The organism is uncultured Aggregatibacter sp., assembly GCF_938046485.1.
Classification (GTDB): domain Bacteria; phylum Pseudomonadota; class Gammaproteobacteria; order Enterobacterales; family Pasteurellaceae; genus Aggregatibacter.
This window is the reverse complement of record NZ_CALIWN010000050.1, coordinates 1-11,988: the sequence shown is the minus strand read 5'-3', so window position 1 is coordinate 11,988 and position 11,988 is coordinate 1. Positions and strand designations below refer to the sequence as shown.

General features: G+C 42.7%; 9 protein-coding genes. 5 read left to right on the top strand and 4 right to left on the bottom strand.

Going from position 1 to position 11,988, the window contains the following annotated elements; genetic code table 11:
* The first annotated feature begins 333 nt into the window (after window positions 1–333).
* The gene (gene glnE, locus Q0203_RS06675) at window positions 334–3,267 is read left to right on the top strand and encodes a bifunctional [glutamate--ammonia ligase]-adenylyl-L-tyrosine phosphorylase/[glutamate--ammonia-ligase] adenylyltransferase (RefSeq protein ID WP_297930645.1); all 2,934 of its coding nucleotides are present in this window, start codon (window positions 334–336) and stop codon (window positions 3,265–3,267) included.
* Between the two features lie 173 nt (window positions 3,268–3,440).
* Here the strand turns inward: glnE and Q0203_RS06670 are convergent, their stop codons facing one another.
* Entirely contained in the window at window positions 3,441–4,046 is a 606-nt protein-coding gene (locus Q0203_RS06670) for a DedA family protein (RefSeq protein ID WP_297930643.1), read from the bottom strand.
* 213 nt (window positions 4,047–4,259) lie between these two features.
* On the opposite strand from Q0203_RS06670, the gene rplY reads away from it, so the two are divergent.
* Both rplY and Q0203_RS06660 read left to right on the top strand, forming a co-directional pair.
* The gene (gene rplY, locus Q0203_RS06665; protein WP_021615269.1) at window positions 4,260–4,547 is read left to right on the top strand and encodes a 50S ribosomal protein L25; all 288 of its coding nucleotides are present in this window, start codon (window positions 4,260–4,262) and stop codon (window positions 4,545–4,547) included.
* 66 nt (window positions 4,548–4,613) lie between these two features.
* Entirely contained in the window at window positions 4,614–5,117 is a 504-nt protein-coding gene (locus tag Q0203_RS06660; RefSeq protein ID WP_021615268.1) for a hypothetical protein, read from the top strand.
* Window positions 5,118–5,190: 73 nt separating this feature from the next.
* On the opposite strand, the gene asnS is transcribed toward Q0203_RS06660, so the two are convergent.
* Window positions 5,191–6,594: an asparagine--tRNA ligase gene (gene asnS / locus Q0203_RS06655; protein ID WP_109858820.1), complete on the bottom strand. Its 1,404-nt coding sequence runs from the start codon at window positions 6,592–6,594 to the stop codon at window positions 5,191–5,193.
* Between the two features lie 306 nt (window positions 6,595–6,900).
* On the opposite strand from asnS, the gene bioD reads away from it, so the two are divergent.
* Complete coding sequence (bioD, locus tag Q0203_RS06650; protein WP_297930647.1) at window positions 6,901–7,629, top strand: dethiobiotin synthase; 729 nt, start codon at window positions 6,901–6,903, stop codon at window positions 7,627–7,629.
* Window positions 7,630–7,793: 164 nt separating this feature from the next.
* Here bioD and pyk read toward each other — a convergent pair whose 3' ends face one another.
* A complete protein-coding gene (gene pyk / locus Q0203_RS06645) occupies window positions 7,794–9,233 on the bottom strand; it encodes a pyruvate kinase (protein ID WP_297930640.1) in 1,440 nt (479 codons plus the stop codon).
* A 308-nt stretch (window positions 9,234–9,541) separates the two neighbouring features.
* Here pyk and rnd point away from each other — a divergent pair, with 308 nt between their 5' ends.
* On the top strand, window positions 9,542–10,693 hold the full coding sequence (rnd, locus tag Q0203_RS06640) for a ribonuclease D (RefSeq protein ID WP_297930637.1): 1,152 nt from the start codon (window positions 9,542–9,544) through the stop codon (window positions 10,691–10,693).
* 58 nt (window positions 10,694–10,751) lie between these two features.
* On the opposite strand, the gene metF is transcribed toward rnd, so the two are convergent.
* Window positions 10,752–11,636, bottom strand: a complete 885-nt coding sequence (gene metF, locus Q0203_RS06635; RefSeq protein ID WP_209362499.1) for a methylenetetrahydrofolate reductase — start codon at window positions 11,634–11,636, stop codon at window positions 10,752–10,754.
* Window positions 11,637–11,988: the final 352 nt, after the last annotated feature.

The window sequence follows — 11,988 nt, the reverse complement described above, 5'->3', positions numbered from 1 at the left end:
TTTGCAAGGTTTGCCAATGTTCGTAAGGCAAGAGATTGCCGAGTTCGTCTTGGGCGGAATGGGCGTAGCGGGTAACAGATTGGGACATGGCAGTTTCCTAAGGTTTAATACAGTATTATTTTTATTTAATAAATAAAGTGTGGTTTCTTTAAGAATTAATTTAGATTTTTTAGAAACATAACATCACACTTATTCGTGGTTAGAGCGTATCAAAAATATTGCATATCATCTAACACCTTTCTCTCATTCTGAGATAGCAATCACACTTTTCTCCCCTGAAATTTTCCCCATTTCATGCTAAAGTTTACGCACCATTTTTCATAAGGATTCACCATGTCTTTTGTTGCTCAATTTACCGATAAACTCCATTCTCTCGCCGAGGTTTTAATTCACTCTTTTCCGGAAAAATTTGATTCCACCTTGTTTGAACAAATCGAACAACAAAGAGAAGATCCCGCAACGAATATCGGGCAAATCGCGGTGGCGGTGGCGATGTCCGATTTTGTGGCGGAGGCGTGGCAGAAACAGCCTGCGTTTTTAGCAAAATGTTGGGAAAAACTACCGCAGTTTGAGGACTGTGACCAGTACGCCGAGCGGTTGGATGAGGTGTTACAGCATGTGCAAACGGAAGAGCAACTTTATCGGGAATTACGTCTGTTTCGCTCCCGTGAAATGGTGAAGCTGAGTGTTTGCCAAAGTCTCAATTTCGCCACGGTGGAACAGGTTTTTATTCGTTTATCGCAACTGGCGGAAAGTCTGATTATTGGTGCGCGCGATTGGCTTTATGCACGGGCTTGTGAAGAAATGGGCACGCCGATGGATGCGCAGGGCAACGCGCAGCAGCTATATATTCTCGGCATGGGCAAACTTGGTGGCTTTGAGCTGAATTTTTCTTCCGACATTGATTTGATTTTTACTTATCCAAGCCAAGGAGAAACCGTGGGGGCACGCCGCAGTGTGGATAATGCGAAGTTTTTCACTCGTTTGGGGCAACGCTTGATTAACGCGTTGGATCAATACACCGCCGATGGCTTTGTGTACCGTACGGATATGCGTTTACGTCCCTTTGGCGACAGTGGCGCGCTGGCACTCAGTTTTAACGCCATGGAGCAGTATTATCAGGATCAAGGGCGCGATTGGGAACGTTACGCCATGATCAAAGGTCGCATTTTAGGTGCACAATCAACGGATCCCAATGTTGCCGTTCTACAGAATTTATTGCGCCCGTTTGTATATCGTCGCTACATTGATTTCAGCGTGATTCAGGCGTTGCGTGAGATGAAACAAAAAATCGAACGGGAAGTACGCCGCCGCAACCTCACCGATAACATAAAATTGGGCGCGGGCGGCATTCGTGAAATTGAGTTTATCGTGCAGGTTTTCCAGTTAATTCGCGGTGGGCGGGAAATTGCCTTGCAGCAGCACGAATTGCTGAATTTATTGCCGGAACTGAGCAGGCTGAATTTGATTTCCATCGAACAGGAATCCGATTTGCGCCACGCCTATTTATTTCTACGTCGCGCGGAAAATGTGCTGCAAGCCATCAAAGATCAACAAACCCAACAACTGCCCGATAACGAATGGGATCGTCAACGTTTAATCTTCGCCTGCGCGGAATTTACCCAATGGGATGCGCAACAAGAAAGTGTTTCCGTCACCTACCCGATTCACGATTGGGCGAGTTTTCTCGCTGTGTTACAAGAACATCAGCGCAAAGTGCGGTCGGTTTTTCAGTCATTAATTGGCGATGAGCAAGAAGAAAATACATCGGAAAATGCGTGGGAAGATTTCCTCGAAACGGATTTTGACGAACAGGAATTGCTCGGCATTTTGCAACAAAACGGTGTGCCGGAGACGGAACAAGATGAGGTGTTGGATCGCCTGTTGCAATTTCGCAACGAGCTGCCCCGTTATGCTATTGGTGTGCGCGGGCGGGCAGTGCTCAATCGCTTAATGCCAAACCTGCTGGAACAAGTTTTACACACGCCCAACAGCCCTGTTTTACTGCCGCGGATTTTGACGATTATTGAAAAAATTCTCACGCGTACCACTTACCTCGAACTGTTGGCAGAGAATCCGCAAGCCTTGACGCAGCTTATCGAACTGTGTGCCCAATCAAAATTTATTGCGGAACAAGTGGCGCGCCACCCGATTTTGCTCGATGAATTGCTCGATCAAAAATCCCTGCGAAATCCACCGCACTTTACCGAGTACGCTTTCGAATTACAGCAATATTTATTGCGTCTGCCGCAAGATGACGAAGAACAATTTATCGACGGCTTGCGCCAGTTTAAGCACGCTGCCCTGCTCCGCATTGCCGCCGCTGATATTCTCGGCGTGTTGCCGGTAATGAAAGTGAGCGATCATCTCACCTATTTGGCGGAGGCAATTATCGGCGCGGTGGTCAATTTGGCGTGGCAACAAATCGCTGTGCGTTTTGGTGTGCCCGAACATTTGGCGGAAGGGGAGAAAAACTTCCTCGTAGTGGGCTACGGCAAATTGGGTGGTATAGAATTGGGCTATAAATCTGACTTAGATCTCGTCTTCTTATACGATCCTGCCGGCAACAGCCAAACCGTTGGCGGCAAAAAAGTCATCGATAGCAACCAATTCTATTTACGTTTGGCGCAAAAAATCGTCAGTATTTTCAGCATGAATACCAGCGCAGGGATTTTATATGACGTGGATATGCGCCTACGCCCGTCAGGCGATGCGGGATTGCTTGGTTGCTCTTTCTCCGCCTTTGAAAACTATCAACTAAACGAAGCCTGGACCTGGGAAAAACAAGCCTTGGTGCGTAGCCGCGCGGTGTTCGGCGAACAGAAACTCCGAGACGAATTTGAAACCATTCGCCACAGAGTGCTTTCTGCCCCACGTGACTTAGTTCAACTGAAACAGGATGTCGGCGAAATGCGGGAAAAAATGTATGAACATTTGGCGAAACATGATGACGCCCAATTCAACATTAAAACCGACCAAGGCGGCATTACGGACATTGAATTTATCGCCCAATATTTAGTGTTGGCGCATTCGCCGCAACAGCCCGCACTCACCCGTTGGTCAGATAACGTGCGGATTTTCGAAATCATGGCGGAATATGGTGTAATCTCCGATGCCGACAGCGAACGTTTAAAACAATGTTATGTGGATCTGCGCAACCGTATTCACCATTTGAATTTACTCGGTTTACCCTCTGTGGTGGACAGGGCGGAATTTTGTGTGGAACGGGTGTTTGTGCGGGAGATTTGGAAGAAATTATTGGGATAAGACAAGTTTCTTTTTGGGATAACGTGCGGCTACGTTTTTATCACCGTATTAAAAATTACTTTGAAAACTGACCGCACTTTTAAGCTGTGTTAACGCCGATTTGTCATCAAAATCGGCGACTCTACTCTACGCTCTCATTGCTGGAGACATCTCCATCCTCTCGCAGGACTCATTTAACTTTGTTGGGCTTTCTTACGATTTTTATGCCATTTCCAACCAAGATAAACAACAAGGAGCGCGATTAAGATATAAATCACTGATTGGCCTTTCTTAATTTGTGCGTGTAGCCAATCTAAATTGCTGGCACCAAAATCACCGAGATAAACCCAAATTGGCACGGAAATAATCGCAGCACAGAAATCCAATAATACAAAACGCGTAAAACTCACCCGTCGGGTAATTCCGGCAACCATGTAAATCGGGGCGCGTAAACCGGGTAAAAATCGCGCGACAAATAACACACGATTGCCATATTGATCGAATTTACTACGTACCATGCGCAAACGATCTAAAGTCAAAAAGCGACGAATAGGTCTAAAACGTAGAATTTTAGTACCATAAATACGACCAAGCCAATACATCGTGCTATCGCCTAGCAACACACCAAGCAAGCTTACGACCAACATGATATGCACATTAGCATATCCCAAACCAGAAATAACGCCGCCGGAAACTAATGTAATATCTTCCGGAATCGGTACGCCAAAACCACAGATAATCAAAACAAATAACACGGCGAAATAACCGTAATTGCTAAAAAAATTAATCAGAAATTCCATGAATAAAAGCGTCCTAAAACTAAAAATAACCTGCCTATTTTATCCCATCTTGCCTGAATATAGCTAGGAAAAAGTGCTTGATTGAGTTTGCATTACCTATACGAATTTATTATAATCGCCAACCTCAAAGTTCAGACTTTGAGCAAGTTTTGTGAAATCGCTGGGTCGCCTGCGATTTTTATTCGTTTAAATCTTTAAAAAGAGAACACTAAAATGGCATTTAAATTCAACGCTGAAGTTCGTACAGCGCAAGGTAAGGGTGCGAGCCGCCGCCTGCGTCACAACGGTCAAATCCCGGCTATCGTTTATGGTGGCAAGGAAGAGCCTGTATCTATCATTTTAAGTCATGATGAATTAAACAATGCGCAAGCGCATGATTCTTTCTATTCTGACGTCATCACATTAGTGATTGATGGTAAAGAGGTGGCTGTGAAAGTGCAAGCAATGCAACGTCACCCATTTAAGCCGAAACTTGTGCACATTGACTTCAAACGTGCATAATTGATAAAAACTCCAGATGGTCTCTGGAGTTTTCTTTATATACCACTATTACATAAAGGATAGATTATGAAAAAATTAATTAAATTTGGCGCCGTTGCTTTATTTGCTGTTTTTTTGGCAGCTTGTGATAAAGCGGTAGATCCTGCAGTTGAAACGGCTGATTATAATGCGTTAATTGAATGGAACAGAAACCAAGAGCAAACACAGCTCCAATCCCAACAAAAATTCCAACAAGATCTTATGGTGGCGGTACAAGCCAAAGACAATAAAAAGATTCAAGAAGCGATTGACACCTTTAATAACTCTGTAAAAAACACAATTGCTAGCTTAGAATCGTTAAAAATTCAATCTGCTTCAATTAATGAAGTCAAAGAACAAACAAAAACTGTGCTTAGCTTAGCAAGCGATTTATTGGTTGATCAAGCGAATGTGAGCTTAAGCGAGCCAACGGAAGAACAACAAAAAGCTTATTTAGCAAAAGCAGAAAAATTAAAAGATGCCATGGCGAAACTACAAGAGCAAAGCCTTGCATTAGAGAAAAAATTTAATGGAAATGCTAAAGCACAATAATTCTGCTTAAGCCAATCTCCATAAAAAATCCCCTTTTCGTAACGAATAAGGGGATTTTTATTTCTTGCTAGAATTAGAAGTTTGCGTTGCGTGGTGCACGTGGGAATGGAATCACATCACGAATGTTTTGCAACCCTGTCACATAAACAATGAGACGTTCAAAACCTAAACCAAAGCCGGAATGCGGCACGGTGCCATAACGGCGTAAATCGCGGTACCACCAATAATCTTCAGGGTTTAAGCCCATTTCTTCCATCCGTTTATCTAGCACATCTAAACGTTCTTCACGTTGTGAACCACCAATGATTTCACCGATTCCCGGTGCTAACACATCCATCGCTGCAACAGTTTTTCCGTCATCGTTTAAACGCATATAGAAGGCTTTGATGTCTTTCGGATAGTTTTTCACCACAACAGGCGATTTGAAATATTCTTCCGCTAAATAGCGTTCATGTTCGGAAGAAAGGTCGATTCCCCAAGAAACCGGGAATTCAAAGGTTTTGCCGGATTTCAATAAAATCTCAATGGCATCGGTGTAATCTACTTGGGCAAAATCGGAATGAATGAAACGTTCCAAGCGATTAATGACATCGCTGTCAACATGTTTAGCAAAGAATTCCAAGTCATCACGACGTTCTGTTAAGACTGCACGGAAAACATATTTCAACATATCTTCGGCAAGTTTTGCGTTGTCGGCGAGCGTTGCGAAAGCCACTTCCGGTTCAATCATCCAGAATTCCGCTAAGTGACGGGTTGTGTTGGAATTTTCAGCGCGGAACGTTGGGCCAAACGTATAGATTTTACTTAATGCACAAGCGTAAGTTTCACCGTTTAATTGACCGGATACGGTTAAGAATGATTCTTTACCGAAGAAATCTTGGCTAAAATCCACCGCACCTTTATCTGTGCGTGGTAAGTTTTCTAAATCTAACGTAGAAACGCGGAACATTTCACCCGCACCTTCCGTGTCGGAAGCAGTGATTAACGGCGTTGCCACCCAATAGAAACCTTGCTCGTGGAAGAAGCGATGAATGGCTTGCGCTAAGCAGTGACGTACACGTGCAACGGCACCAATGATATTGGTTCGAGGGCGAAGGTGGGCAACTTCGCGTAAATATTCAATGGAATGGCGTTTTGCTGCCATTGGATAGGTTTCCGGATCTTCGACCCAGCCGGTAACTTCCACCTTCTCTGCTTGTAACTCAACGGCTTGACCTTCAGCCGGTGATTCAACCACTGTCCCTGTTACAATGACGGAACAACCGGTAGTTAAACGCAATACTTCAGATTCATAATTAACGATATCATTGTTTACGATGGCTTGAATGGGGGCAAAGCAAGAACCGTCATAAACGGCAAGGAAAGATAGGCCGGCTTTGGAATCGCGACGGGTGCGTACCCAACCGCGTACAGTCACTTTTTCGCCAATTGCGATTTTGCCCTGTAGCACATCTACAATTGATGCAATTTTTGTCATATATACCTCAAATTTAATCCATTTTTCTAGAACTGTACTAGTTTACCTTAAGTTAGAAAATTTACCAAAATCTATTGATGCTTTTATTTTTAAGGCAATACAGATGGCAGACACATCTCATTTGAATCAAAATCCTTCCTGATTAATCCGTATTTATTTTGATGACATGAAAGCATAAATAATCGGGATATCTTCATGTATTTTATGTAAAAAGATCGATAAATTTATTAAATATTGTTTTATCTCAAAATAACATCACCCTTTTTCATCTAGAATCTCACGACTAAAGTAGAAAAGAGGATGATGATGAGTAGTTTTTTTATCACAGGAACTGATACGAATGTTGGCAAAACGATTGTAACACGTGCAATCATGCAAGCTTTGCAAAAAGCGGGCATTAAAGTCGTTGGGTACAAGCCAATTGCATTCGGGCAAGATGAACCGATATATTCGCTGAAGTCTTTGCAGGAAGAAAGTGACTATGAAACGAAAGATAATTCTGATGTTCTAACGTTGATGAATAGCACAAGCGAAAATATTACCTATGAAGAAGTCAATAGTTACACGTTCTTGCATACTATCCCTATTTTAACAGAAGAAAGTCAACGAGTTAAAATCGAGAAGCTTAATGCAGATTTGGCACGGCTATCCGCAAAATATTCCTCGGTTGCTGTCGAAGGGGCTTTCGGTTGGTTGACGCCCATTAATAAAGACTATAGTTTTGCCGACTGGGTTGCTGAACACAATATGCCAACTATCGTCGTGGTGGGAATTAAAGAAGGCTGTATTAATCATGCCTTATTGACTGTGCAGTCAATACTTAGCAAGAATCTGCCACTATTGGGATGGGTTGCAAATCGAATTAACCCCGGCCTCGGTCATTATGCTGAAATTATTGAAACATTAAAACAAAAAATAGACGCGCCATTACTCGGTGAGATTGCCTATATTCATCGACCTGAGGAACAAGACTTAAGCCACTTTATTACAGGGCTTGACCGATTGACGTATATGCGAACAGAATGGGTCGCATAAAAGCGGTAAACAGTATAAAACACGGTGAAGACCCAGTGTGGTAAAAAATTAAGCGCGGTAAAAAATTAAGCGCAGTGAACATTAAGTGCGGTGAAAATTAACCCTATTTAATCGATTTCATAAAAACAGAAGGCTTAGTAAACTTACTAAGCCTTCTTTAACAATTACTCTACTGTCAGAATACGGCAGGTATTTGAACCGCCGTCTGCAAATTCTGCCCCTTGAGTTAATAACACTACATCCCCTGCCATTAAGAAGCCTTTATCTTTTAACAAGGAAATGGCTTTTTGCGCCCCTTCCATTGTACGGCTGATGTCATCATAAAGCACCGGTGTTACACCGCGATATAACGCACATAAATTTAAGGTTTCTTGGTGACGAGATAATGCAAAAATAGGCAAACCAGAACTGATTCGAGACATTAACAATGGCGTACGACCACTACTACTCATTGCAATAATAGCACTCACCCCTTTCATATGATTCGCTGCGAACATCGCTGACATTGCAATCGTTTCCTCAATATCATCAAATTCGATATTTATACGATGGTGTGACACGCTGGCTCCCGGCATTTTTTCTGCCCCTAAGCACACTTTTGCCATAGACGCCACCGTTTCCGCTGGATATTGACCTGCAGCTGTTTCCGCAGACAGCATAACCGCGTCAGTACCGTCTAATACGGCATTTGCCACGTCCATAACTTCTGCGCGGGTTGGCATTGGATTGCTGATCATCGATTCCATCATTTGCGTTGCAGTAATCACCACACGATTTAATTGACGAGAACGACGAATCAATTTTTTCTGAACGGCAACTAATTCCGGATCACCGATTTCAACCCCTAAGTCCCCGCGGGCAACCATGATAACATCAGACGCTAAAATGATATCATCCATCGCTTCATCGGTAGCTACCGCTTCGGCACGTTCCACTTTGGCAACAATTTTTGCATTTAAGCCAGCCTCTCTCGCTAATTGACGGGCATAATTTAAGTCCTCGCCGGAACGCGGGAAAGAAACGGCCAAATAATCCACCCCAATGCGGGCAGCGGTGATAATATCAGCTTTATCTTTCTCAGTTAGTGCATCAGCTGATAAACCACCACCTAATTTATTGATACCTTTATTATTTGATAAAGGTCCACCAACGGTTACCTCGGTGAAAACTTTTGCGCCTTCGGTGGATAACACTTTTAATTGAACGCGACCATCGTCTAATAAAAGAATATCGCCCGGTACGACATCTTGAGGTAAGGTTTTATAGTCTAAACCAACAACTTCTTGTGTTCCCTCACCTTTCGGTAACTCAGCATCTAAAACAAATTTGTCGCCGATATTTAAGAAAATTTTACCGTCTTTAAAGGTAGATACCCGAATTTTCGGGCCCTGTAAGTCACCTAAGATCGCAACCGTTTTTCCTAATTTCTTCGCAATTTCGCGTACTTTCTCAGCACGAGCAATATGGTCTTCCGGTGTCCCATGCGAGAAGTTCATGCGCACGACATTCGCCCCAGCGGCAATAATTTTTTCCAAATTGTTACCACGGTCGGTTGCCGGCCCCATAGTACATACAATTTTCGTTCTTCTGAGTCTTCTAGACATTAAAATTCTCCGTAACTATTTGTATTATAAAATTTTTATTAATATGTGCGATGTCTTCATCATCACATAAAAAAACTGCGTCGCATTATACGCCTAAAATAAAATTAGATCGAGATCACATTTTAGAAATGGCGTGGTTGATTTGCCCATAACATACCGCATTCTCATGATTACACCACGACAGCATTGGCTACCTTTTATACAAAAAGAAAAGTTGACCTGACATAAATTCCACGCTAAGGTGCCCGCCCGAATTTTTCTCGACATGCTAAAATTGCTTAACCCTGACTTTATAATCGAATAGACATATGATATCTCAACCCAAAGAATGCCAAAATCCACCGCACTTTAAACTCATTACCGAAGATAGCGCCTTGGCAGAAGTTTGCGCATTCGCTAGACAGCAAAGTGCGGTGGCTTTAGACACTGAATTTGTTCGCACCCGAACCCTTTACCCTCAGCTTGGCTTAGTTCAGCTTTACGCTGGTGATGAGGTGGCACTCATCGACCCAACAATGATTCAAGATTTTTCCCCTTTCATTGCCTTACTTGCCGATGACCGGGTGACCAAAGTGTTACATGCCTGCGGGGAAGATCTGGAAGTTTTTCAACACACTTTCCAACAACTTCCCCAACCGATGTGTGATACTCAAGTAATGGCCAATTTTTTAGGCTTTGCGAATTCACCGGGATTTGCCACATTGGTGCAACAGTATTTCCAAATTGAAATTGATAAAGGCGCTTCCCGCACAGATTGGTTGTCTCGTCCGTTATCAGATACGCAATTGCGCTATGCAGCAGCTGATGTATGGTATTTGTTGCCGTTATATCAACAAATGCAAGCCCAACTGGCGCAAACCGAGTGGCAAAGTGCGGTCAAAAATGAATGTGAATTTTTACTCAATAAACGCGCACACTCCGGGAAAGATCCTGACACCGCTTATTTTGCGATTCCAAATGCCTGGAAGCTCAATTCATTGGAATTAGTGCGATTAAAAATTCTCGCCAAATGGCGTACGCAAGAAGCCATGAAACGGGATCTTGCGTTAAATTTCGTGGTGCGTTCAGAAAATTTATGGGCGGTGGCAAAATATAATCCGAAAAGCACCTCAGCATTGTTAGAACTCGGGTTGAGCACATCAGAAGTGCGAATTCATGGTAAAAAACTCTTACAGTTGCTTGAACAGGTTAAGCGCATCGATCCCAAGGATTATCCTCCAATGATTCAGCGGTTAACCGATGATCCGCGCTATAAAACGGCACTGAAAGCCTTGCAACAGAAACTCACGGAAATTACCCCTAAAAACTTACCGCAAGAGTTAATTGCAAGCCGACGTAGCTTAGAAAATTTAATGAAATGGCATTGGTTAAACGCCACCAAAGAGGATCTCCCAGAGTTATTACAAGGTTGGCGGAAACCTTTTGGCGATTCGTTATTAAATGTACTGAAAACCCTTTAAATTGCGAGAAGTGGAAAGTAAAAGCGCCACTTAACTGCGGCGCTTTATTTAAGGAGATTTAAAGACTTGCCCGAACGCCTAAAAGATGGCAAATGGCGTAAGTTAATTCACTGCGGTTTAATGTGTAGAAGTGGAAATCGTTCACGCCTTCACGAGATAACACACGTACCATATCAATGGCAATGCTGGCGGCAACGAGATTGCGCGTAGTTTGATCGTCATCCAAGCCATCATACATTTTTGCCATCCAAGCCGGAATTTTGACGTTTGTAACAGACGCCATTTTTTGTAACTGTTTAAAATTTGTTACCGGCAAAATGCCCGGCACAATTTCTGTATCAATACCAATAGAAGCACAGCGGTCTCGGAAACGTAAATAACTGTCTATATCAAAGAAAAACTGCGTAATCACATGGTTTGCGCCGGCATCAATCTTTCTTTTTAAATTGATCAGGTCAGCTTGTGCTGATTTCGCCTCCGGATGCACTTCTGGATATGCCGCAACGGAAATGTCAAAATCGGCAACAGAACGTAATAATGCCACTAAATCTGAGGCATAGAAAGGCGGCTTGTTATAACCTGGAGGGATATCGCCGCGTAATGCAACAATGCGACGAATGCCATTATCCCAATAATCCTTGGCAATGGCGCGTAACTCATCGGGTGTGGCATCAATGCCGGTTAAATGAGGCGCAGCCTCTAACCCTGTCTGCTGTTTAATATTTTTAACAACACTGTGAGTACGATCCCGTTCACCGGAGTTTGCACCGTAAGTAACGGAGACAAACTTAGGTTTTAGCACTTTTAAACGATGAATCGATTCCCACAGAAGATTTTCCATCTTTTCATTTTTTGGCGGAAAAAATTCAAAGGAAACGTTAATCTTGCCATCCAAACTCGCTAAATGCTGGTTTAAATTATCAATTTCTTTTGCATAACTCATAAAAATCCCTTATTTATAGCCAAGAATACTACTTCCGTAAGTTAAACGGAAAGCGCATATGTGTCAATTTTAAATATTTTATTATTTTTATGAATTAAATTCATAAAAATGTTAAGGATGATGTCATTTAACAAAGATCACCTAAAGAAGTCATAAAAATAAAAATTGTGCCTTTATTTCATAAACAGCATGAATTGAGTTTTTTTTAAGCAGTTGATTTAAATTTTAGAAATTTCATTTGACTCCCATTCATAAATGCGTAAAATGCGCCACGTTGTTTAGCGTTGCTAGATAATTATGCGGGAATAGCTCAGTTGGTAGAGCACGACCTTGCCAAGGTCGGGGTCGCGAG

Bases quoted from the DNA above. Each gene is read 5' to 3' on its own strand.
- bioD (WP_297930647.1), top strand. From the start codon at position 6,901: ATGAGTAGTTTTTTTATCACAGGAACTGATACGAATGTTGGCAAAACG.
- asnS (WP_109858820.1), bottom strand. From the start codon at position 6,594: ATGACAAAAATTGCATCAATTGTAGATGTGCTACAGGGCAAAATCGCA.
- metF (WP_209362499.1), bottom strand. From the start codon at position 11,636: ATGAGTTATGCAAAAGAAATTGATAATTTAAACCAGCATTTAGCGAGT.
- Q0203_RS06670 (WP_297930643.1), bottom strand. From the start codon at position 4,046: ATGGAATTTCTGATTAATTTTTTTAGCAATTACGGTTATTTCGCCGTG.
- Q0203_RS06660 (WP_021615268.1), top strand. From the start codon at position 4,614: ATGAAAAAATTAATTAAATTTGGCGCCGTTGCTTTATTTGCTGTTTTT.
- pyk (WP_297930640.1), bottom strand. From the start codon at position 9,233: ATGTCTAGAAGACTCAGAAGAACGAAAATTGTATGTACTATGGGGCCG.
- rnd (WP_297930637.1), top strand. From the start codon at position 9,542: ATGATATCTCAACCCAAAGAATGCCAAAATCCACCGCACTTTAAACTC.
- glnE (WP_297930645.1), top strand. From the start codon at position 334: ATGTCTTTTGTTGCTCAATTTACCGATAAACTCCATTCTCTCGCCGAG.
- rplY (WP_021615269.1), top strand. From the start codon at position 4,260: ATGGCATTTAAATTCAACGCTGAAGTTCGTACAGCGCAAGGTAAGGGT.